A 20,791-nucleotide genomic window follows, 5' to 3' on the forward strand; every position below is an offset into this window, starting at 1 on the left:
CCGGGAGACGCCACGTCGCCGACTCGTCCGTCTCCGGAGCTTCCATTAGTCGGCCGGTCGTCGACCCGCTATGGTCCGTCCCGCCGTCATCGCACACCGCGGCTACGCCGGCGTCGCACCCGAGAACACCGTCGCTGCCGCCCAGCGGGCGGCAGCTCACGAGGAGACCGCGATGCTCGAGATCGACGTCCAGCCGGCGGCCTGCGGGACGCCGGTGGTCGTCCACGACGAGCACCTCGCGGGGAGCCGTGACGGGCGAGCGCTCACCGACGCCACCGGACTCGTCTGGGAGACGCCCCTCGAGGAACTACGGGAGACGCGGGTGCTGGGAACCGATGCCACGATCCCGACGCTGTCGGAGCTACTCGCGGCAGTTCCGGAGACGGTCGGCATCAACGTGGAACTGAAGACCCCCGGGACGACGGACCTGCGAATCGGCGAGTCGCTTTCCCCGGACGAGCGCGCCCAGCGACGGGCGATGTGGCAGCCGTTCGTCGAGCGCGTCGTCGCCGACTGTGGGGCCTTCGACGGCGACGTCCTCTTTTCGTCGTTTTGTGAGGGGGCAATCGCGGCGTTCCGGGAGACCACGACCGCGTACGCAGCCGCACCGTTGCTCTGGGACGACCTCGAGGCCGGCCTCGAGATCGCGCGTCGCTACGACTGCGAGGCGATCCACCCGCCGCGAAACGCGATTGCCGGGACGGAACTGACCGCGACGGCGTACGCAGGGCTGTCGGACGGAGCGCCCGAGGTCGACGTTCTCGCCGCGGCCCACGACGAGGGGCGGGCGGTCAACGTCTGGACGGCGACGAACTGGATCCAGTTCGACGACCTCGCAGCCGCCGGCGTCGACGGGGTCGTCGCCGACTATCCGGGATTGGCTGGGCGCTCGAGCGATCGGTAACGCCGGCGGAGGGGATGTCGACGTCGTATCGTCCCGGGAGACGGGTCTGAGGACTGTTACTGGCTATCTCCTGGATTCGAGACGGACCGAACCGTCGAGTACTGCTTGCAAACGCACCGGACATCTTGATACGGCAAATCGTGATGAGGATGTGTTGAGTATGGTTTCAGTCGTGTCTTCGACGAGTCGTCTCGACCGGTGGGACGTCGGCCGCTCCGACCCGGCATCGTTCGGAGACGACGCCGACTCGAGACGCCGACCAGGGAGGGAGGTGGCCACCGATGAGTGAGTTGCCCCCACGGACGACGATCAAGCGGTGGCTGGTGACGACCAACCACAAAGACGTCGGGATCCTCTACCTGGTGACCGCGCTGTTCTTGCTCGTGGCGGGCGGCGTGCTGGCACTGGTGTTTCGCCTCCACCTCTGGGAGGCCGGTGGTACCGGACTGCTCACGAACACCGAGTACAATCAGGCGGTTTCGGTCCACGGACTCCTGATGGTGTTCTGGTTCATTTCGCCGCTTGGCTTCGCGTTCGCGAACTACGTCGTCCCCTTGCAGATCGGGGCGAATGATCTCGCATTTCCGCGGCTAAATGCATTGAGCTACTGGTTCTACCTGTTTTCGGGGATTCTCGTCTTGCTCTCGTTCTTTCAGGGAACGTCGTGGGCCAACGGCTGGTACATGTACGCCCCGCTGAACGTGCCGATCTACAATCCCGGCTATTCGCTGACCATGGGCGGGAACACGACGATCCTCGCCCTGACGCTGTTCGTCATGTCGACTACCCTCAGTACGGTGAATTTCCTGACGACGATACACACCTGTCGCGCCGAGGGACTCGGCCTCTGGAACATGCCGCTGTTCACCTGGGGGACGCTGCTGACCGTCTGGATGATGCTGTTTGCCTTCGCGGCGTTGCTGGCCGCATTGATCCTCATGCTCACCGACCGTATCCTGCTGACGCAGTATTTCTCGTCGACGGGGCAGGGTTCGAGCCTGCTGTGGGGGCATCTCTTCTGGTTCTTCGGCCATCCGGAGGTGTACATCGTCTTCTTCCCCGCGCTGGGGATCATGCTCGAGACGGTACAGACGTTTACCGGACGCCGACTCGTCGGTCGGAAGTGGGTCATCATCGCGATGGTCCTAGTGGCGGTGCAGTCTTTCCTGGTCTGGATGCACCACATGTTCCTGACCACGATCAACCTCCCGATCAAGACGCTCTTTATGGCGACGACGATCGGGATCTCGTTACCCTTCGACCTGATGGTCTTCGCGATAATCTATACCATGGTCAAGGGTCGCGTCCGGTTTACGACGCCGTTTCTCTTCACGCTGGGTGCGCTCGTGTTGTTCATCATCGGCGGCATTACGGGCGTCTTCCTGGGTGCCGTCGTCCTCGACTACGAGTTCCGTGGCACCTACTGGGTCGTCGCTCACTTCCACTACGTGATGGTCGCGGGCGTCACCGCGCTGATCGGCGGGCTCTACTACTGGTGGCCCAAGATCACCGGAAAGATGTACTCCGAGCGGCTCGGTAAACTCAGCTTCGCCGTCTACTTCTTCGGGTTCAACCTGCTGTACTTCCCGATGTTCATCGCCTGGGAGACGCCCCGGCGTGTCTTCCACTACGGCGAGGGGGCACAGCTCTACCACCAGCTGGCGACCGTCGGGGCGTTCGTCCTCGGTCTGTCCGTCCTGCTCGTCTTCGTCACGCTCGCGAAGAGCCTGGTTTCGGGCCCCGACGCACCCGACAACCCGTGGGCGTTTGCCCGAACCGCCGAGTGGGCGACCACCTCGCCGCCACCGCTCGAGAACTGGCCCGATCGGCCCAGCTACGCCACCGGCCGCCTCGAGTTCGTCGACGATGCGACCGCGACCGACGGCGGGGCGACCGGCCACGAGCGAGTCGACCACCCCGAGCCCCTCGAGGCGGGCCACGAGGATCACGCGAGTATCTGGCCGTTCGGAATCGGGATCGGCATGTTCGTCACGTTCCTCGGGCTGTCGGGGCTGACCCCGTGGGTCGCCGAGTTCGCCACCGCACGCGGGGCGGAGGTTTCCGGCGTCGGTTCGACCACTCTAGTCTATCCCGTGCTCTCGGTCGTCGGTGTCGGAATCCTCCTGGTCACGCTCTTCGAGTACGGTCGCGAGCGGTTCGACGCCCCCGAGATGGCGATCGCCGAGCGGTGGCCCTTCGAGGGCGTCGGAACCACGAAAACCGGCGTCTGGTTCTTCCTCGCATCCGACGTCGTCGTCTTCGGTGCTGTCATCGGGGCGTACGTGTTCATGCGGCTCCACACCGGCTGGGGCGAGATCGAGCCCGTCCCGCCCTCCGAGGTGATCGGTCTCGTCAACACCTACGTCCTATTGACCTCGAGTTTCACGGTCATCCTCGCACTGGTGATGGCCCAACGCGAGCACAAGCGCGGCCTGCTGGCGTCGCTGGGGGCCACGCTGGTGCTCGGGCTCACGTTCCTCGGAATCAAAGGCTACGAGTGGGGACAGGAGTTCGCCCACGACATCTACTGGTTCACCGAACTCCAGTACTCGATGTACTTCGTGACGACGGGGCTGCACGCGCTCCACGTCATCCTCGGCTTGCTCATCGCCGGGTTCATGATCTACCGCGTCGTGTCCGTCGACGCCTACCTCCGGGACCACCGGCCAGTCGAGTACTTCGGGCTCTACTGGCACTTCGTCGACATCGTCTGGGTGATCCTGTTCCCGCTGTTCTATCTCATGTAGCACGGTCGTGATTTCTACGCGTGAGAAGCGAGCCACACTCGAGGCCGTCGTACGACCGGCTGAAACCAGCCGATACAAGGAGATCCCCGGTCAACGAGAGGTATGGAACTCTCGAGGATCGTCGACCGACTCGACGAGGAGCTTGGAACCGCCGACTACGCCGACCTCGACGCCAGCGCGAACGGCCTGCAGGTCGGGCCGGATGAGGGCGAGATCGAACGCGTCGCCGTCGCCGTCGACGGCGTCCGCGAGACGTTCGAGAGGGCGATCGAGGCCGACGCGGACCTGCTCGTCGTCCACCACGGGCTCTCGTGGGGCGGCTTCGATCGCGTGACGGGACGAACCTACGACCGGATCGCCCCCCTGATCGAAAACGACCTGGCGTTGTACGTCTCACACCTCCCGCTGGACGGCCATCAGGAACTGGGCAACGCCGCCGGCGTCGCCGACCTGCTCGGCCTCGAGGATCGATCCCCCTTCGGCGAACTCGGTCCCGAGTACGTCGGCCAGCGCGGGCGGGCAGCCGACCCCTCCGCGCCCGACGAGGTACGCGAGCGACTCGAGGCCGGCCTCGACACGGGCGGCCAGCCCGTCCAGCACCTCGATTTCGGCCCCGACCGGATCGAGGACGTGGCGATCGTCACCGGCAGCGGCACCGACTGGCTCGACGACGCCGTCGCGGCCGACGCCGACGCGCTCGTCACGGGAGAGGGGAAGGGGAAAGCCTACCACGAGGCCCAGGAGGCCGGGATCCACGTCTTCCTCGCCGGGCACTACGCGACGGAGACGTTCGGCGTGCGGTCGCTCCAGGAACTGGTCGGCGAATGGGGCCTCGAGACGACCTTCCTCGACGTGCCGACCGGACTGTAGCGATCGGAGCCGCGCCGACGCCCGATATCGGAACGTTCTCGGACGTGGTCGCCCTACGATGGGGCGATGCTCGAGGTACGAGTCGCGGAGAACGAGGCCGATCGGGGGGCTGCGTTCGCGGTTCGTCGCGAGGTGTTCGTCGAGGAACAGGGCGTCGACGAGGCGCTCGAATACGACGACCACGACAGCGAGGCGACGCATCTGGTCGCCGTCGACGGCGACGAAGCGATCGGAGCCGCGCGGCTTCGACGCCTCACGGACGTCGCGGATCTGGAGGAACCCGAGGCGATCGACACGGACGGCGCAGGCGACGTCGGCAAGGTCGAACGCGTCGCCGTCCGTCGTTCACGCCGGGGTGAGGGGGTCGGCCAGGCGCTGATGGACGCCGCCGAAACGTGCGCCGAATCGCGGGGTCTCGGACTCCTCGTGTTGCACGCTCAAACCCGCGTCGTCGGGTTCTATCGAGAGCACGGGTACGAACAGGTTGGCGACGAGTTCGAGGAGGCAGGCATTCCACACGTCGAGATGCGAAAACGACTGCAGTGATCGACGAGGGGACCTGCGGACCGCCGTTGGTCCCTGGCTCACCGATACCCCAGTCGAGAGGGCGTCTGTCGTCCGTCTGACTGAAGTTCAAGTCCGTGCATCTGGTGTCGCCGGTATGGCACAGGCGATTTACCTTCCCACGAAAGCGGCGTCGACAACGGCAGCTGCGGTCCGGAAGACCCTCCGTATCGCCCTTCCCCTCGGGCTCGCGGTCGCGATTACCGGCGTCGGGCTGTTCGTCTTCTTCCAGCTGGTAACCGCGCTCCTATCGTAGTCACCGAAAGTCATTGCACACCTGATCGCACGACGGCGTTGCGATCAGTGTGTAACTCGTTTCAGTGACTACGATAGTGTGACGGCTCGAGGCTGCTCGCCCGATCAATCGGACTGCCAGCTCGGGTTTTCGCGTGGCGGGCTGAAGATGTCGATCCCGCGGACGGTCTCGTCGCCCCGGTTTTCGGCGGCGTGGGGCTGGTCGCCCGGAATCGCGTAGGAATCGCCCGGTTCGCAGACGAGTTCCGTTCCGTCGACGAGAAAGACGAGTTCGCCCGCGACGATGAAGCCGGTTTGCTCGTGTGGGTGGCTGTGCTCGTCGACGACGGCACCGGGCTCGATCTCGAAGTGTTGGACGTTCATCGAGTCGGTGCCGGCCATCAGTGCCAGGTGGACGCCGTCAGCCGCTTCCGACGGCTCGCAGTCGTCGAGCGAAACGCGTTCCATACGCAGTTCCGACGGGGGCGACCGACATAATTCCGCGGATATCGGCGGCTGCAGCCACACTCGGTCGATCGTCTCGTGGGTTCGGTCCGCATCACGTTTCGAAACAAACATCAACTTTCTATGACTATGGCGTCGTATGAATCCGTACGCCATCCTCACCGGAGCGATCCTCTCCGAGCTGTTGGGAACGACGGCGCTCAAACTCTCCGAGGGCTTCTCGCGGCCACTCCCCAGTCTCGGCGTTCTCGTCGGCTACGGCCTCGCGTTCTACCTCCTCTCGCTTACCCTCGAGGAGTTGCCGGTCGGCATCGTCTACGCGACGTGGGCCGCACTCGGTATCGTCGGCATCGTGTCGGTCGGGGTGGTGGCGTTCGACGAACGGCTCGATGGAGCGGCCGTCATCGGCGTCGGCCTCATCCTCGCGGGCGTCTACTGTCTGAACATCGTCTCCGACGTCTCCGCGCACTGACCGTCCCGGTTTCTCGGCGGCGATACTCGCGGGACGGTCGTCGACGGAACCGACCAGTTTCACTCCGCGTGCCGAACGTTGAACTATCCCGAGGGACCACTCCGAGACATGTACGCCGTCGTCGGCTGTAGCGAGTGTTCGAACCTCTGGATCATCGAGGGCCGATCGGAGACGACCCAGTGTCCCCGCTGTGGCTCACGCCGGGCCTACGAGAAGCGCAAGAAATTCGTCGAGACCGACGACGTCGCCCACGCTCGCGACGTGCGCGCATCGATGCTCGCGAACCGGCAGGGCGAGGGCGAGGCCTTCGCCGAACTCGATTCCTTCCGTGCCCTCGAGGACGACGTGGCCGACGGCGTCGTCGACGACGACGAGTACCTCGAGGAAGCCGGACTGGACGTCGACGAGATCGACGCGGCCGGTGACCGGGATCCGCGCGGGCCCACCCGGAGTGGCAGTAAGAAAGAGATCGTCGAGCGCGCACTCGAGCGCCTCGAGGAACCGACCGAAGCCGACGTCGTCGACTACGCCGCCGAACGTGGGGTCGGGGCCGACTCCGTCAGAACGATACTCGAGAAGCTCACGCGACGCGGCGTCGTCAGCGAGAGTCGCGGACGGTACCGACTGCTCTGAGTCGCGGACAGTACCGACGGCGTTGCGGTCACCCGGCTGCTCTCGACCGGGCTGTTTCGACTGCATCGACTGGATCGTCGTTGCTGTTCGGATCGGTCGCTCGGGGAAGTTCCACGACGAAAACCGTGCCCCGAGGGTCGTTGTCCTCGATCCGTGCCGTCCCGCCGTAGCCGTCGATCAGGGTGCCGACCAGCGAGAGCCCACCCGTGGATCCGTCCGCGCTTGTCTCGAAGATCGCTCCCTTCCGTGCGTCGGGAATCCCCGGTCCGTTATCCCGGACGGACAGTCGGACCGTCTCCGATGCGACCGTCACCTCGACGTGGATCCGTGGCTCGTCGGCATCGTTGTGTTCGGCGGCGTTTTCGAGGACGTTGTCGACGACCGATCGCAGTCCGGGGTTGGCGGTGACGCAGGCCCGCTCGGGGAGGTCGGTCGTTACGTCCACCTCGAACGTCTCGTCGACTCGAGTGGCCATCTCGGCGGTGATCGCCGCGAGATCGATCGGCTCGAAGTCCGGATCGCCGATCAGAACGTCCGCGATCGCTTCCGTCGTTTCGATACGGGTGAGCGCCTCGGCGGTCTTCTCGAGGATGACTGTTGGGTCGTCGGCATCCGGTTCGGGAGCCGTCGCCATCGAGTCGGCGTAGCCCTGGATTACGTTCAGGTCGTTGCGCAGATCGTGACGGATGAGGGTATTGACGAACACGAACGCGTCGGTCACCCTTTCCGCCTGCCGGGCATCCGCCCGCGCTCGAGCGTTGTAGTAGCCGGCGACGCTGCCCGCGATGGCCCCTGCTTCGACTGCGACCAGCAGCGGGAAGACGGGTTCGGCGATGGTCCGCCCCTCGAGCGTCCGTACGAGGACCGTGGCACCCATGACGGCCCCGATCAGGACGGCTCCGGCGAGACACCAGAGCCACACGGTCCACCGGCCATCGGTCGAGAGATCGCTATCGGAAAGCCGGTACCCGACGAAGACGAGGCCCAGTGCCGGGGCCCCATCGAGAACCACTGCGAGGATCGGCCCCATCCCGTCGTGGGTGGAAAACTCGGTCGCGTGGTGCCCCACCGCGAGCAAAAACAGCGCCGTTCCGAACGCGCCAACGAGGCGGGCGGCGTTCGTCCGGAGCCAGCGCTGAGCCATGGAAATAGTATGTTCTCATTACGCTTATGAGTTCTGGCAGATTGACTGTTGGGCCCCCTTGTACCTGCCGAATAAAGTGCTCTCGAAGCAACCAGTTCTATCCGAACAAATATTGGATATATGATTACTACTGGTGGAGTTAATCTATTGACGGCCGGCGTTCCCCGGAGCGCGTCCGTAATGGGATAGCCTGCCTCTGAACCCGACTCCTACCGCCCCAGATCCTCGTGGGCGCTCGCGAGGTGTCGCGAGGACAGCGCACCGAGCAGGGAGAGTTCGCCGGCGAGCGCGCCGACGGCGATGATCTCGGCGAGTGCGTCGGCGTTGGACCCCGGCGGATCGCCCCCGCCGCGGAGACCGAGGATCTCGAGCGCTTCGGACTGCGTCGACAGCGTCGTCCCGCCACCGACGGTGCCGACCTCGAGGGAGGCAAGCGAGACGCTGGCGTAGAGGTCGGTGGAGCCGTCCTCGCGCTCGCGAGCGTCCATCGTCGTGATCGTGTTGGCCGCTTCGACGACCTGGGCCTCGTCCTGTCCGGTCGCGAGGAAGGCCGCGCCGACCACGTTGGCTGCGTGGGCGTTGAACCCCAGACTGCCCGCCTTGGCGCTGCCGATCAGGTTCTTTCGGGTGTTGGCCTCGGCGATGGCGTCGGCGGTCGTGTGGAGTCGCTCCTCGAGGAGGTCGCCGGGGATCACGGCGTCGGCGGTGACAGAGCGGCCCCGTCCCTCGACGGCGTTGACGGCCGCGGGTTTCTTGTCCGAACAGAGGTTGCCCGAGAGCGCCACGAGCGAGGCAGGGGTTTCAGCCTCGACGAGTTCGCAGGCCTCGCCGGTCGCGATCGTCGCCATGTTCATCCCCATCGCGTCCTTGGTGTCGTAGGCAAACCGGAGGTAGACCGAGTCGCCGACGACATAGGGCTCGATGTCGAGCAGTTCGCCGTGGCTCGTCGTCGATTCGGCGGCCTCGCGCAGGGCCTCGAAGTTCGCTTCGACCCACTCGACGGTCTCGGCGGCCTCGACGACGCCCCCAACCCGAAAGACCGGCGCTCGAGTCATCCCGTTTTTCGTGACGCGGGCGTCGGCTCCGCCGGCCGCGCCGATTACCGAGAGCCCGCGGTTGACCGACGCCAGGAGCGCGCCTTCGGTCGTCGCGAGCGGCAGGTAGTGTTCGCCGTCGGCCGCGCCGCCGTCGTTCGCGGAACTCGGGGAGTTCTGCGAGGTCGGTGAGGTCCCCTCGCCGTTGACGGGGACGGGACCGACGACGCCCATCGGTACCTGTGCCGCGCCGATCATGTTCTCGATGTTCGGATCCGCCTGCTCGGCGGGGAAGGCGTACTCCCCGATCGCTTCGAGCTCCGTTCCCGTTTCCCGTTCGATGAACAGTCGGCGAGCCCGGGCCGCGGTGTCGTAGTCGGCGTGATCCTCGAGTTCGTGAATGCGGAGGTCGCCCTCGCGCACCCGTTCGGCGAGTTCCTCGGGGTCTGTCATGGATGGGCCAAGAGGGTGGTGGGCCCTAACAGTTGCTGATCGTCGTGGCTCGAGCGCGGTCGACCGGGTTCGAGAGCGTCACCGACTGGACCCGCTCCGTGGTTCCGCTGCCGTCGCGTCCCGATCGCCCGCGCCGAGTTCGGAGCCGTTCCGAGACATCGTGCCCGAAACCGGGATCGCGTCGGTCACGCACCGATACTGCGACCCGACTACGAGAGACCGATCACGGGGCCGTCGCTGGCGGCGCGGTAGTCCGCGAGGACTTCATAACAGAGCAGTCCGAGGAGCGAGGCGGTGCCGATCGTCGCGATCAGGAGATTGTAAAGGCCGTCGGCGTCGGCGGCGAACGCGACCGCAAACGTGGCCGTGGCGACCGCGACGAACCGGAGCCTGCTTCGTGGGGACAGCCCGCCGTCCGTGACCGCGAGATACAGCTGGGGGAGTGCGACGGCGACGCCGGCAAACAGGAGAAACGACAGCAACGGCCGCTCGGTCAGCGCGATCCCGAACTGGCGATCGACGACGCTCGAGCCGGCGTGCGCGAGGACGAACAGGAGCAACGAGCCGAACACGATGCGGCTTTCGCGATCGATCATAGGAGGACAGTCCACGAACGGCTACGTCAACCTTGTGCCCGGATCGCGTTTGTAGGCCGGCGTTACGTCCGTATTTCGGCGTTTGGCGTTCCTTACACTCGAGCTGCCACTCGCCGAGGCGCGTCCAACCGATCCGTTCTCGGTCCCAATTCTTTTGCTACTCGACCGCGGGCTCACTCCCATGACGGAGGCCGCCGATCGCTTGCTGATCGACGCGGAGGTCCATACGCTCACCGAACCCGACAGCGTCCACGAGGCAGTCGCGATCCGCGATGGCGAAATCGTCCGGCTCGGAGCCACGGACGAACTCGAGTTCCTCGCGGGAGTCGAAACCGACGTGATCGACTGCGGCGGTCGCGTCGTTCTGCCGGGGTTCATCGACGCGCACACGCACATGGAGCAACTGGGACAGCACCTGGTCCACGCGGACCTCTCGACCGCCGCCTCCGCCGGGGAGTGTGTCGATCTGCTTCGGGCAGACGCGGACGACGACCCCGATCGCGAATGGGTCCTCGGGTTCGGCTACGACGAGAGCGAGTGGTCGGCGGCGGATTCGACGCCGCTCACGCGGACGGAACTCGACCGCGTCAGCGAGGAGCGGCCGGTCGTCGCGATGCGAGTGGACCTGCATACCGCGTCGCTGAACACGGTCGCTCTCGAGCGCCTCGCGGACGACCTTCCCGACGCCGACCTTCGACACGAGGACGGCGAGCCGACCGGCGTCGCCGTCGAGGATGCGGCCACGGTGGTCAGAGAGCGGCTCACGGCCGACTGCGAGGAGATGCGAACGCTTCTCGCAGCGGCGACGGCGGACGCGGTCGAACGCGGTGTTACCGGCGTCCACGACAAGGTTCGTGGCTCCGTCGCCCCGCGCGTCTACCGCGACATGGCCGCCGACGGCGATCTCCCGTTGCGCGTCCGGATCGACTACTGGAGCGACCACCTCGAGGCACTCGTCGAGGTCGGAGTGGGGACGAACGACGGCGACGGGCGCGTCCGGACCGGCGCGATCAAGTCCTTCTCCGATGGGAGTTTCGGGAGTCGGACGGCGAAGTTGCGGGAGCCGTATGCGGACGCCGGTCGCGACGACGCCGCCGAACTGGCAACTTCCGACGACGCGACCGACGAGCGTGGGCAGTGGGTCGTCGACCCCGCCGACCTCGACGACCTCGTCGAGCGCGCCGACGCCGAGGGATTCCAGCTTTGCGTCCACGCCATCGGCGACGACGCGATCGAGGAGACGCTGTCGGCCCTCGAGTCGACCGCCGATCCCGACTGCTCGCGCCACCGGATCGAACACGCGGAGCTGGCGACCGACGACCACCTCGAGCGCATGGCCGAGGCCGGGATCGTCGCGTCGATGCAGCCGAACTTCCTCCGCTGGGCGGCGGCGGGTGGGCTCTACGACAGGCGGCTGGGCGAGGGCCGACGCGATCGGACGAACCGGTTCCGCCGAGTCCTCGAGGCGGGCGTCACCCTCGCGTTCGGGTCGGACTGTATGCCTCTCGACCCGCTATTGGGGGTCCAGCATGCGGTGAACGCGCCGACGGACGCACAGCGACTGTCCGTTACGGACGCACTCCGTGCCTACACACAGGGCGGGGCCGAGGCCGGTTTCGACGGCGATCGGCTCGGGGCCCTCGAGCCCGGCACGCGTGGGGATCTGGTCGTGCTCGAGGAGTCTCCGTGGGCCCACTCGGATCGGATCGACGAGATCGAGGTCACGATGACGCTCGTCGACGGCGATGTGGTCTTCGACGACCGACCGACGTGACCGTCGCCCCCTTCTGGGGAGTCGATTTTTGTCGCTGGGGAGCAACGGCGGGAGCATGGACGTTGGACTCATGGTCACGTCGTTCGGCGACGTGAATCTCGGGGATATCGCCGTTCGAGCCGAATCGCAGGGATACGACGCCGTCTGGGTCGGCGAGCTCTGGGGCGAAAGCGGCGTGGTGCAGGCAACCGAGATGGCCTGCCGGACCGACGAGATCGGCATCGGCACCGCGATTTTGAACGTTTACTCCCGGTCGCCGGCCGTCCTCGCGATGACGGCCACCTCGCTTGCCCGTGCCTCCGAGGGACGGTTCACGCTCGGGCTCGGGACGAGTACGGCGACCGCAGTCGAGGGCCTCCACGGAATGGCGTTCGATCGACCGGTACGGCGTGCTCACGAGACGATCGAGCTGATTCGCGAGTTCACCGCCGGTACCGGCGAGGCCGTCGAGTACGAGGGCGAGGTGCTCGAGGCGGCGAACTTTCCGTCGGTCGAAACCGATGTCCCGATCTACCACGCCGGACTCGGGCCGGCCAACCGGCGCGTCGTCGGCCGACTGTGCGACGGCTGGATCCCGCACAACATCCCCTTCTCGCGCCTCGAGGACGCGTTCGAGGAGGTCGCGACGGCTGCGCGGGAACGCGATCGGGAGCCCGACGAGATCACGATCGCACCCTACGTTCCGTCGGCGGTCAGCGAGGTGCCGGCCGACGCTCGCGAGACCCTGCGACGGCACGTCGCCTACTACGTCGGGAGCGGTGAGGGGTACCGCCGGGCCGTCGCGACGGCGTTTCCGACGGCGGCGGATCGGATCGCCGAGGCGTGGCGCGAGGGCGACAAACGGGCCGCCGCGAGCGCGGTGACCGACGACATGATCGCCGATCTCGGCGTCGCCGGCACGCCCGAGGAAGCCCGCGACCAGCTCCGGACGCTCGTTGCCGAGACGGGGATCGACCACCCGATCGTCGTCGTTCCGGAACCGGCCTCGAGCGAGGTCACGGAGACGACGATCGAGGCGCTCGCGCCGGACCGACTGTAACGTCCGCGTCGGTGCGATCGTCGCGTTCGTATCGGCAGGGTCGGCGCTGACACCGACGAACAGTCCTTGCGAATCCACGGCTAGCGCTTTTGGGGTGGTCCCCCGCACCGTCGATCACTGGCGACTCCCGTGAGCACGAGCGACGCTGATTTCATCGGCGAAGGACAACACAGGATCGAGACCGGCCGGCAGGCCGAGGCGGTCCACCGGATCGAGGCCGTCGTCGATCCCGTCAGCGAACGGGTTCCCGGCGGGGAACTGGCTCACGCGGAAGCGCGGTTGCCCGACGAGTTCGAGGGGTTGTTCGCGTTCGTCGACCTCGAGACCAAGCCCTGGGAGGCGGCCTGACGGTCCGCGTGGGTGGTCCGACGAACGACTCGAAACCGCGGAGCGCGTCGAAACGACCGACGATGCCTGCGACTGTCACGAGAGGCCCAGACCCGCCTCGATGATCGGGACCCGACATCTCGGGAGGAGTGAGGGGCCGACGCCGATTCCGTCGCCGTTCACCGACGATCGTAGATCTGGACTGCCCGGTCGTGTCGCTCCGAAATCCCGTTGGGATTTCGCTGGGTCGATCGATCGGCGTATCGGGCCCGGACGCCGTCCCACAGCCCACGGGCGATGTTCGTGACCACGTCGGTCCCGTCCGACACCCAGCCCGTCGGCGTGGCGTCGCCGGACGCCAACCGATAAACGCCGCTGAGGCCGTCCCGGAGTGCGCTTCCGGCAGTTCGAGCGAGGACGCTCGGTCGCGGGCCGTAGTTTTTCGCGAGCCGATAGGACAGCGACCGGTAGGTCGCCCCCCAGTCGGGATCGGCCCGACCGCCGTCGGTTCCGACCTCACAGCGGGCGGCCATCGACTCCGACCACGTCACCTCACAGCCCATCGTTGCCACGCGATGGGCACAGTCGCGTTCGCTTTCCTCCGCGAGGTACTCGTCGAACCCGTCGATGGCCTCGAGGACCGATCGCTCGAACGCGACGTTTTCGCCGTGGAAAAGCGTCACCGTCCGTCCGGCGATCCGCTGTGAGGACTGGTCGGCCGTTCCGACCGGGCCGCCGGTGACGGGCCCGGTAACGATCGCCGTCTCGGTGGTGATCGCGTCGTCGATGGCCGAATACCAGTCGGTATCAATCGCGTACTCGCCGTCGAGGAAGGCGATGACGTCTCCGGTCGCGACCTCGAGGCCGGCGTTCCGAGAGACGCTGCGGTTTCGCTCGGAAATCTCGACGAGGACGTCGACGTCGTCGCGCTCTCGGACCGTCCCGGTGGTTCCGTCCGAGGAGGGACCGTTGACGACGATGATCTCCGTCGACGACGGCGTCCGGTCCGCGAGGGCGTCGAGACACGACAGCAACTGCTCCCGGTCGTTGAGCGTCGACACGACTACCGAGAGCTCCATACGAGCCAATAGGGGGTCCGAATAGTAAATAGGTGGGTTTCAGATCGACTCCATCGTTCGGTTCGGTCCGGTCATCGAACCCGCGCGTTCCAGTAGGAGACCGACGCGAAGTGGTCGGCGATCGGGAGCTTCCCGACCGCCTCGTCGAGCGCCCGGAGCGGTGACGCGAACCCGTTGGGGATCGAGCGGTAGAGCCCGTACGGAAGGAGGAAGTCGTCCTCGACGTCGACGAGCGTGAGGTCCGTCTTCGCGAGGAGCACCGCGACTTCGCTTTTCGAGTAGAGTCGCGATCCCATCGGGAGCGCCCAGTTGTAGACGCTCCGCGTCGAAAACCGGTTGAACGTATCGAAGACGATCTGGTCGCGGGAAACACGGCGCATCTCCTCGAGGAAGCCCTCGGGATCGTCCGCGAGATGGAAAAACCGCATCGCGACGACGGTATCGAAGTGATCGTCCGGGAACGGCAGCCGACCCGCGTCGCCCCGGAGGAACTCGAGGCTGCCCGCGAGCTCGGTATCCTGCGTTTTGCGTCGTCCTTGCTGTAACATCGCCGCCGAGATGTCCAATCCGACCACGTCGGCGCCCTGGTGGGCCAACATGACCGTGAATCGCCCGGTACCACAGGCGATTTCGAGGACCTTCCGGTCTTCGACGGGCATGATGGCCTCGAGGACGGCCTCCTTTTCGCGGCGGTCGATCAGCTGTCCGCCCCGGGAGAACCGCTTGTCGTCGTATTCCTCGGCGATATCGTCGGCTTGGTACCACTCCTGTCCTTTCACACTGGGCGAATCTACTATTGTGAGAGGATAAAACGATACTGGAGTCCGCCGAGGGTCGCTGGCGAATTCGCCCGACCGTTCCGCAATCCACGCGCCGGGACCCGGCGAACGCGCCCTTTTGATCATATGTGTTAATACACCATTCATACCCCTTATACAAACTACAGTATTCGTATCCACATATAGGGAAGCTTTACCATCGGCGATTCCGCTCGAGTAGGTATGAGCATGAGTACAGCTGAGGATCGTGCCGCTGCCGCCGAAGATACCCTTTCGAAGGACGAATACCGCGACCGTCTCCGTGAGCTGCCACCGAGTGCGAAGCTCGTCGCGAAAGTGCTCGAGACCGACTCGCCGCTCTCGCAGGGCCAACTCGCCGAGGAATCGCTCCTCCCCGACCGGACCGTTCGCTACGCGCTCAACCGCCTCGAGGACGTCGGCCTCGTCGGCTCTCGATACAGTTTCCGGGACGCGCGCAAGCAGGTGTACTTCCTGAAACACTGAGTCGAGAGCGAATCGAGTCCGTCGGGTACGCGACGCGGGCAGGTCACACCGGTCGCTGACGCGTCCGATTCGATCACGGGGCATCCACCGGCTGCCGACATACACTTTTTCCCTCGGTGTCACGTCGAGGTATGGACGTCGTTTCCCGCTCCGTCCCAGTTGCGACACGCGCCCCCAGTGGCGAAACGAACGCCTATCTACTCGGGGCGAATCCCGCGATCCTCGTCGATCCGGCGGCCCGAACCGACGCGCTCGACCGACTGGTTGCCGAGCGCAACGTCGAGCACGTCCTCCTCACGCACACGCACCCGGATCACGTCGGCGGCGTCGAGTCCTACGCCGCGGAGACCGGTGCGACCGTCTGGGCCCGGTACGGTCGAAGCGACCGATTTCACGACGCGACGGGGTGTGAGCCCGATCGGACGTTCGCGCCGGGGACGGCGATCCGACTCGGCGACGAGCGCGTTCGAATCCTCGACGCGCCCGGCCACGCGCCCGATCACGTCGCGCTCGAGGCCGGCCTCGACGGCCCGATCCTCTGTGGTGACTGTGCCGTCCGCGAGGGCAGCGTCGTCGTCGGCGCACCCGAGGGCGACATGCGCGCGTACGTGACGACGTTGCGCCGCCTCTGGGCGATCGATCCGCCGGCGCTCTATCCGGGCCACGGGCCCGACATCGACGCTCCGCGAGCGACCCTCGAGCGACTCCTCTCCCACCGGGCCGAGCGCGAACGACGAGTCAACGAGGCAGTCACTGCGGGTGCAGAGACGCTCGAGGAGATCGTCGACGCGGCCTACGAGAAGGATCTGTCGGGCGTTCGTGACCTCGCGACGGCGACGGTGGTCGCCCATCTCGAGAAACTCGCCGTCGAGGGAGCGCTGGCGTGGGACGGTGACCGCGCGACGGCGACCGCGGGCGAGGGCGACTGACTTTTCCGCGTCGCCGCGTAGGTTGTGGTGTGCAATCGCTCGAAGCCGACCTCGAAGAGGCACGCCAGCTCGCCGTCGACGACCTCGCGGACGTGATCGAGTCGATCGGCTTCGAGTGTACCCGCTGTGGGGCCTGCTGTCGGGGCCACGGTGAGGAGGACCACACCGCGACGGTGTTTCCGGACGAAGTCCGCGCTCTCGAGGAGGGCGAGAGCTATGACGGCGACTACGACTGGCGCGACGTCGCTCGACCCATGCCGTACGGGCTCTCGGAGGGTGACGACGGGCTCGAGGGCGAGACCTTCGAGTGGGCGCTCCAGACCGACGGCTGTGGCGACTGTACCTTTTACGAGGAGGACGAGTCGGGGACGGGAGCCTGTACCGCCCACGAGGACCGCCCACTGATCTGTCGGACCTACCCCTTTAGCATCGCGCTCGCCGGTACCAGCCAGCCGATGGGTGAGGCTGTCGACAGCGTTGCGCTGGAAGCGCAACGGGAAGCCGGCGAAGCCGGCGACGAGGCGGGGATCGTCCGCGCCCACGAGTGCGAGGGACTCGGTCGGGACATCTCCCGTGCGGACGCCCGGGAACTGGCGCGAGCGCTGAAGGAACGCGCCGTTCGGGAACTCGAGGAAGCCATCGCGGTTCGAGACGAGTACGAACCCGCCGACCCCGACCCCGGCGAGGTGGTCGTCCACGACTCCGAGGGTGCGAAACGGATCGATGGGACGCCCCGCGAGGAGTGACGGGACGACAACCGATCGCGGGTGCGGTACACAAAAGCCGATCCGGAGCGTCCACTCGAGTAGCCATGTCCGTCGACTACGAGGGAATCACGTTCGAACGACTCGGCCACGCAAGCATTCGTCTCGAGACCGACGACGGCCTCGTCATCTACGTCGACCCGTGGGGTGAGGTACTCGCGGACGACCCGAGCGACGGCGACGTCGTGTTCGTCACGCACGACGATATGGACCACTACGATCCGGACGCGATCGAGGCCGTCGCGGGGCCGGACGCGACCGTCGCCGTCTACGAGGCGGTCGACACCGGTGACCTCGCGTTCGACGTGATCGACCTGCCCCACGAGGGCGAGGCGACCGTTGCGGGGCTCGACGTCCGGACGGTGCCTGCATACAACGACCCTGACGGCGACCACCTCGACGAGGACGGAGCGCCGTTCCACGCCGAGGGCGAGGTGATCGGACTGGTGGTGACTCTCGAGGGGACGACCGTGTTCGTCCCGTCGGATACCGACTTCCTCCCCCACCACGCGTCGATCTCGGCGGACGTGTTCGTCCCACCCATCGGCGGCCACTTTACGATGGACCGTCACGAGGCGGCCGACTTCGCGCGGAGCGTCGAGCCCGATCTGGTCCTCCCCGAGCACTACGATACGTTCGAGCCCATCGAGACCGACGCCGAGGCGTTCGCCGACGACCTCGCAGACGACGGGATCCGCGTCGAACTGTTCTGAGAAGCGGGCTCGAGGGCCGGCGTGACGCCGGACTCCTCGCTCACCGTTCGCGTAGCGATTCGGTTCGCGGTGGCGTTTCTATCGACCGCTCACTTCCCTCGGCTCTCGACTCGCTCGTATCGGGTCTCGTGACGACCGCGGAGTCGGTCCCGAGAGACGACGATTGCGGTCCGAACGGGACTCTCCGAGTCGTACCGCTCGGTGCATCTCAGTCGGTCGTTGCGTCCATTTCGTCGGTCGTTTCCACAAGCGTCTCGTCGCCGGCCATCGCGTGGAGGTGTTCGAGCAGGAGTCCGAACCCCTCCGGCTTGACCCAGGTCGTGACCGCGCCTTCGTCTTCGACCTCCTCGAGGACCTGTTCCTCGTCCCGGACCGGGACGGAGAACTCGACCGGCTGGTCGAAGCGATCCTCGTTTTCGGCGATCAGGTGCTGTACTTCCTCGAGTTCGCGACGGACGTATTCGAACGAATCCATCGACTCGGTGTCGTCGCCGATGACGAACCGACGGGTTTGCCCGTCGTCCAGGTCGAGTCTCACGACGCCGCCCTCGATGCGGTCGTCCTCGAGATACTCGGTCAGGACGTCGTCGAAGAAGTCAGTCGTCATCCGGTCGCCTCGCGGTTTCGACTCCGTACTGTCTGGCGTCATGTGTATATGTATCGATTCATTTATAAATGTTTGTACCGCCGAATCCTACGCGGTGGGAACTGTTGCCGATCGGGTTCGGCGGCAAAAATCGGTGTAGCGCTCGTTAGGGTGCGGTATTTCGCAGCCACGGATATCGTGTCGGACCGACGGAAAAAACCCCCGACGAACATCTTCCCGTGACCTCTCACGAACTCGAAACGTTGCTGCCCGGTTATACGTGTATGGTCCAGAGCCTCATCCGTAGAGGTGCCCGAAATGTCACAATCCGAGTCAGCGGCCCAGTCGATGGCGGACCACGAGGAACGGATCAAGCGCCACTTGAGCGCTTCGAGAGAGATCGCGAAGAACCTGGAGTTCGACGACGAGCTCCACTTCGAGATGGGGCTCCCGAGTCCGGGTCGTCGGACGTTCCTGAAGACGAGCGGCATCGTGGCGGCGTCGGCAGCACTCGCGGGCTGTGCCAGTAACGAAGACGACGATTCGCCGGGGCCGACGGACGACGACGAGGATGGGGACTCGTCGAACGAAGGGACATCGGACGCACAGCAAAGCGAGACCGTTCAGTTGTCGGCACATCAATACGAGTTCCAACCCCAGGAGATCCGAGTGGCTCCGAACACGGAACTCACCATCGAGTTCACGGAGTCGACCTTCGAGCAGAACTCGGACTTCAAATTCCACACGTTCTATCTCGAGGAGCCATACGACGTCGGGCCGGTCAATCTGCCCGAGAACACGGACGACGAGGTGATCGATTCGGTCACGTTCGTCACCGACGAAGAGGGGACCTTCGACTTCGAGTGTAACATTTACTGTGGGGACGGACACGCCCAGATGAACGGCCAACTGTACGTCGTTCCCGAGGGCGAGTCCGTCGACAAGGTCGACTTCACCGACATGGAGACGCTGAAAGAGCGTCACGAGGTCCTCAAAGAAGAGAGCGAACTGGCCCAGGAGCCCCAACACGACCTCGATCTGCGGGACATCATGGTCGTCACCGAGCGCAACAACGCCTCGGTCGCGATGATCGATACGGTCAACGACGAGCTCATGGAGCGGGTCGAGAACGTGGGGAAGGCGATCCACGTTCACGACTTCCATCCCGAACTGCCCGAGCAGACACGCGAGGGTGCGTACGTGTATACGCAATCGCGCCAGGGGGAGATGTACAAGATCGATCTGTTCGACTTCGAACGGGTCGCGGTCGCCGACGCCGGGACGGACGCCCGGGACATCGCCGTCTCCAGAGACGGCAACTACGTGATCGGCGGGTTCTACAACCCGAACCACCTCGTCATCTGCGACGCAGACACGATGGAGCCGATCAAGCGGATCCCGACCCACACCGTCAACCCCGACGGCGAGAGCCTCGGGAGCCGGGTCTGCTCGCTGTACGACGTTCCCCACGAAGGGCTGTTCCTCGCGGGACTCAAGGAGGGCGGCGAAGTGTGGCTCATCGACTACACGCAGGAGGAGTTCCCGGTCGTGGCGACCATCGAATGCGGTCGAACCCTCCACGACGGGTTCTTCACGGACGACGGTCGCTACTTCATGATCGCCTCGCAGACGGACAACCAGATGGACATCATCGACACGCAAGAACGGAGCCACGTCGCCGCGATTCCGATGGACGGGGTGCCACACCCCGGTCCCGGCGCGCTCTACCCCGACGAGGACCTCGCCTTTACCACCCACGCGGGCGCGCCGAGCGTCGGCGTCTGGAACACGGAGACCTGGGAGGCCGAGCAGATGATCGACGTCAGGGGCTCGGGACTGTTCATCCGGAAACACGAGAACAGCGACTACGTCTGGGCCGACGTCATCCTCACCGACAGCGAGGACGACGCCTACGTCTACACGATCGATCCCGAGACCCTCGAGGTCGACCAGGAGATCGACTGCAGCCAGTGGGGTGCCGCCGCCGCGATCCACCCCGAGTTCAGCCGCGACGGCGAGAAAGTGTACATCAGCGTCTGGATGGGCGAGAACGAATCGATCCTCGTGTTCGATCCGAACACGGGCGAACTGCTGACCCAGATCGAGGATCTGCTGGCACCGACCGGGAAGTTCCTCGGCGTCCGCGCTGAGGGGCACTGATCGTACCCGACCGTTCCCACA

General features: G+C 65.7%; 22 protein-coding genes. 15 read left to right on the forward strand and 7 right to left on the reverse strand.

The window, feature by feature from the left end; genetic code table 11:
• Positions 1 to 70 precede the first annotated feature (70 nt).
• The 5 genes from J0X27_RS15505 to J0X27_RS15525 all read left to right on the forward strand — a co-directional run bounded on the left by J0X27_RS15505 (position 71) and on the right by J0X27_RS15525 (position 5,341).
• Positions 71 to 904: a glycerophosphodiester phosphodiesterase gene (locus tag J0X27_RS15505; RefSeq protein ID WP_207270047.1), complete on the forward strand. Its 834-nt coding sequence runs from the start codon at positions 71 to 73 to the stop codon at positions 902 to 904.
• Between the two features lie 281 nt (positions 905 to 1,185).
• Complete coding sequence (locus J0X27_RS15510; protein WP_207270048.1) at positions 1,186 to 3,651, forward strand: cbb3-type cytochrome c oxidase subunit I; 2,466 nt, start codon at positions 1,186 to 1,188, stop codon at positions 3,649 to 3,651.
• A 102-nt stretch (positions 3,652 to 3,753) separates the two neighbouring features.
• Entirely contained in the window at positions 3,754 to 4,521 is a 768-nt protein-coding gene (locus J0X27_RS15515; protein WP_207270049.1) for a Nif3-like dinuclear metal center hexameric protein, read from the forward strand.
• Positions 4,522 to 4,587: 66 nt separating this feature from the next.
• Positions 4,588 to 5,067 carry a GNAT family N-acetyltransferase gene (locus J0X27_RS15520; protein WP_207270050.1) on the forward strand — a complete coding sequence of 160 codons (480 nt, stop codon included), beginning with the start codon at positions 4,588 to 4,590 and terminating at the stop codon, positions 5,065 to 5,067.
• Positions 5,068 to 5,182: 115 nt separating this feature from the next.
• Positions 5,183 to 5,341, forward strand: a complete 159-nt coding sequence (locus tag J0X27_RS15525) for a hypothetical protein (protein WP_207270051.1) — start codon at positions 5,183 to 5,185, stop codon at positions 5,339 to 5,341.
• A gap of 104 nt (positions 5,342 to 5,445) precedes the next feature.
• Here J0X27_RS15525 and J0X27_RS15530 read toward each other — a convergent pair whose 3' ends face one another.
• Positions 5,446 to 5,787 (reverse strand): cupin domain-containing protein, encoded by a 342-nt coding sequence (locus J0X27_RS15530; protein WP_097379793.1) that lies wholly within the window; start codon positions 5,785 to 5,787, stop codon positions 5,446 to 5,448.
• A 136-nt stretch (positions 5,788 to 5,923) separates the two neighbouring features.
• Between J0X27_RS15530 and J0X27_RS15535 the strand changes: the two genes are divergently transcribed.
• Together J0X27_RS15535 and J0X27_RS15540 are read left to right on the forward strand one after the other, a co-directional pair.
• On the forward strand, positions 5,924 to 6,256 hold the full coding sequence (locus J0X27_RS15535) for an SMR family transporter (RefSeq protein WP_207270052.1): 333 nt from the start codon (positions 5,924 to 5,926) through the stop codon (positions 6,254 to 6,256).
• A 108-nt stretch (positions 6,257 to 6,364) separates the two neighbouring features.
• The gene (locus tag J0X27_RS15540) at positions 6,365 to 6,889 is read left to right on the forward strand and encodes a DUF5817 domain-containing protein (protein ID WP_207270053.1); all 525 of its coding nucleotides are present in this window, start codon (positions 6,365 to 6,367) and stop codon (positions 6,887 to 6,889) included.
• 28 nt (positions 6,890 to 6,917) lie between these two features.
• Here J0X27_RS15540 and J0X27_RS15545 read toward each other — a convergent pair whose 3' ends face one another.
• The 3 genes from J0X27_RS15545 to J0X27_RS15555 all read right to left on the reverse strand — a co-directional run bounded on the left by J0X27_RS15545 (position 6,918) and on the right by J0X27_RS15555 (position 10,116).
• Positions 6,918 to 8,033, reverse strand: coding sequence for an ATP-binding protein (locus tag J0X27_RS15545; protein ID WP_207270054.1), 1,116 nt, complete (start codon positions 8,031 to 8,033; stop codon positions 6,918 to 6,920).
• Positions 8,034 to 8,242: 209 nt separating this feature from the next.
• Entirely contained in the window at positions 8,243 to 9,520 is a 1,278-nt protein-coding gene (hmgA, locus tag J0X27_RS15550; RefSeq protein ID WP_207270055.1) for a hydroxymethylglutaryl-CoA reductase (NADPH), read from the reverse strand.
• 209 nt (positions 9,521 to 9,729) lie between these two features.
• Complete coding sequence (locus J0X27_RS15555; protein WP_207270056.1) at positions 9,730 to 10,116, reverse strand: hypothetical protein; 387 nt, start codon at positions 10,114 to 10,116, stop codon at positions 9,730 to 9,732.
• Between the two features lie 181 nt (positions 10,117 to 10,297).
• On the opposite strand from J0X27_RS15555, the gene J0X27_RS15560 reads away from it, so the two are divergent.
• The 3 genes from J0X27_RS15560 to J0X27_RS15570 all read left to right on the forward strand — a co-directional run bounded on the left by J0X27_RS15560 (position 10,298) and on the right by J0X27_RS15570 (position 13,277).
• A complete protein-coding gene (locus tag J0X27_RS15560; RefSeq protein WP_207270057.1) occupies positions 10,298 to 11,890 on the forward strand; it encodes an amidohydrolase in 1,593 nt (530 codons plus the stop codon).
• Between the two features lie 55 nt (positions 11,891 to 11,945).
• Entirely contained in the window at positions 11,946 to 12,929 is a 984-nt protein-coding gene (locus J0X27_RS15565) for an LLM class flavin-dependent oxidoreductase (RefSeq protein ID WP_207270058.1), read from the forward strand.
• A 129-nt stretch (positions 12,930 to 13,058) separates the two neighbouring features.
• Positions 13,059 to 13,277: a DUF2267 domain-containing protein gene (locus J0X27_RS15570; protein ID WP_207270059.1), complete on the forward strand. Its 219-nt coding sequence runs from the start codon at positions 13,059 to 13,061 to the stop codon at positions 13,275 to 13,277.
• A gap of 158 nt (positions 13,278 to 13,435) precedes the next feature.
• Here the strand turns inward: J0X27_RS15570 and J0X27_RS15575 are convergent, their stop codons facing one another.
• Entirely contained in the window at positions 13,436 to 14,335 is a 900-nt protein-coding gene (locus J0X27_RS15575) for a glycosyltransferase family 2 protein (protein ID WP_207270060.1), read from the reverse strand.
• A gap of 71 nt (positions 14,336 to 14,406) precedes the next feature.
• A complete protein-coding gene (locus J0X27_RS15580) occupies positions 14,407 to 15,114 on the reverse strand; it encodes a class I SAM-dependent methyltransferase (RefSeq protein ID WP_207270061.1) in 708 nt (235 codons plus the stop codon).
• Positions 15,115 to 15,336: 222 nt separating this feature from the next.
• Here J0X27_RS15580 and J0X27_RS15585 point away from each other — a divergent pair, with 222 nt between their 5' ends.
• The 4 genes from J0X27_RS15585 to J0X27_RS15600 all read left to right on the forward strand — a co-directional run bounded on the left by J0X27_RS15585 (position 15,337) and on the right by J0X27_RS15600 (position 18,024).
• Positions 15,337 to 15,618: a MarR family transcriptional regulator gene (locus J0X27_RS15585; protein WP_097379780.1), complete on the forward strand. Its 282-nt coding sequence runs from the start codon at positions 15,337 to 15,339 to the stop codon at positions 15,616 to 15,618.
• A 131-nt stretch (positions 15,619 to 15,749) separates the two neighbouring features.
• Positions 15,750 to 16,547 (forward strand): MBL fold metallo-hydrolase, encoded by a 798-nt coding sequence (locus J0X27_RS15590; protein WP_207270062.1) that lies wholly within the window; start codon positions 15,750 to 15,752, stop codon positions 16,545 to 16,547.
• A gap of 29 nt (positions 16,548 to 16,576) precedes the next feature.
• Positions 16,577 to 17,293, forward strand: a complete 717-nt coding sequence (locus J0X27_RS15595; RefSeq protein WP_207270063.1) for a YkgJ family cysteine cluster protein — start codon at positions 16,577 to 16,579, stop codon at positions 17,291 to 17,293.
• Between the two features lie 65 nt (positions 17,294 to 17,358).
• On the forward strand, positions 17,359 to 18,024 hold the full coding sequence (locus J0X27_RS15600) for an MBL fold metallo-hydrolase (RefSeq protein ID WP_207270064.1): 666 nt from the start codon (positions 17,359 to 17,361) through the stop codon (positions 18,022 to 18,024).
• A 208-nt stretch (positions 18,025 to 18,232) separates the two neighbouring features.
• Here the strand turns inward: J0X27_RS15600 and J0X27_RS15605 are convergent, their stop codons facing one another.
• Positions 18,233 to 18,673: a hypothetical protein gene (locus J0X27_RS15605; RefSeq protein ID WP_207270065.1), complete on the reverse strand. Its 441-nt coding sequence runs from the start codon at positions 18,671 to 18,673 to the stop codon at positions 18,233 to 18,235.
• A gap of 255 nt (positions 18,674 to 18,928) precedes the next feature.
• On the opposite strand from J0X27_RS15605, the gene J0X27_RS15610 reads away from it, so the two are divergent.
• The gene (locus J0X27_RS15610; protein ID WP_207270066.1) at positions 18,929 to 20,770 is read left to right on the forward strand and encodes a cytochrome D1 domain-containing protein; all 1,842 of its coding nucleotides are present in this window, start codon (positions 18,929 to 18,931) and stop codon (positions 20,768 to 20,770) included.
• Positions 20,771 to 20,791 lie beyond the last annotated feature (21 nt).

The organism is Natrinema longum, assembly GCF_017352095.1.
Classification (GTDB): Archaea; Halobacteriota; Halobacteria; order Halobacteriales; family Natrialbaceae; genus Natrinema; species Natrinema longum.

Coding starts and splice junctions, on each gene's coding strand:
- J0X27_RS15545 (WP_207270054.1), bottom strand. CDS start 8,033: ATGGCTCAGCGCTGGCTCCGGACGAACGCCGCCCGCCTCGTTGGCGCG.
- J0X27_RS15590 (WP_207270062.1), top strand. CDS start 15,750: ATGGACGTCGTTTCCCGCTCCGTCCCAGTTGCGACACGCGCCCCCAGT.
- J0X27_RS15525 (WP_207270051.1), top strand. CDS start 5,183: ATGGCACAGGCGATTTACCTTCCCACGAAAGCGGCGTCGACAACGGCA.
- J0X27_RS15535 (WP_207270052.1), top strand. CDS start 5,924: ATGAATCCGTACGCCATCCTCACCGGAGCGATCCTCTCCGAGCTGTTG.
- J0X27_RS15575 (WP_207270060.1), bottom strand. CDS start 14,335: ATGGAGCTCTCGGTAGTCGTGTCGACGCTCAACGACCGGGAGCAGTTG.
- J0X27_RS15560 (WP_207270057.1), top strand. CDS start 10,298: ATGACGGAGGCCGCCGATCGCTTGCTGATCGACGCGGAGGTCCATACG.
- J0X27_RS15510 (WP_207270048.1), top strand. CDS start 1,186: ATGAGTGAGTTGCCCCCACGGACGACGATCAAGCGGTGGCTGGTGACG.
- J0X27_RS15515 (WP_207270049.1), top strand. CDS start 3,754: ATGGAACTCTCGAGGATCGTCGACCGACTCGACGAGGAGCTTGGAACC.
- J0X27_RS15555 (WP_207270056.1), bottom strand. CDS start 10,116: ATGATCGATCGCGAAAGCCGCATCGTGTTCGGCTCGTTGCTCCTGTTC.
- J0X27_RS15610 (WP_207270066.1), top strand. CDS start 18,929: ATGTCACAATCCGAGTCAGCGGCCCAGTCGATGGCGGACCACGAGGAA.
- J0X27_RS15505 (WP_207270047.1), top strand. CDS start 71: ATGGTCCGTCCCGCCGTCATCGCACACCGCGGCTACGCCGGCGTCGCA.
- J0X27_RS15565 (WP_207270058.1), top strand. CDS start 11,946: ATGGACGTTGGACTCATGGTCACGTCGTTCGGCGACGTGAATCTCGGG.
- J0X27_RS15585 (WP_097379780.1), top strand. CDS start 15,337: ATGAGCATGAGTACAGCTGAGGATCGTGCCGCTGCCGCCGAAGATACC.
- J0X27_RS15600 (WP_207270064.1), top strand. CDS start 17,359: ATGTCCGTCGACTACGAGGGAATCACGTTCGAACGACTCGGCCACGCA.
- J0X27_RS15540 (WP_207270053.1), top strand. CDS start 6,365: ATGTACGCCGTCGTCGGCTGTAGCGAGTGTTCGAACCTCTGGATCATC.
- J0X27_RS15520 (WP_207270050.1), top strand. CDS start 4,588: ATGCTCGAGGTACGAGTCGCGGAGAACGAGGCCGATCGGGGGGCTGCG.
- J0X27_RS15605 (WP_207270065.1), bottom strand. CDS start 18,673: ATGACGCCAGACAGTACGGAGTCGAAACCGCGAGGCGACCGGATGACG.
- hmgA (WP_207270055.1), bottom strand. CDS start 9,520: ATGACAGACCCCGAGGAACTCGCCGAACGGGTGCGCGAGGGCGACCTC.
- J0X27_RS15530 (WP_097379793.1), bottom strand. CDS start 5,787: ATGGAACGCGTTTCGCTCGACGACTGCGAGCCGTCGGAAGCGGCTGAC.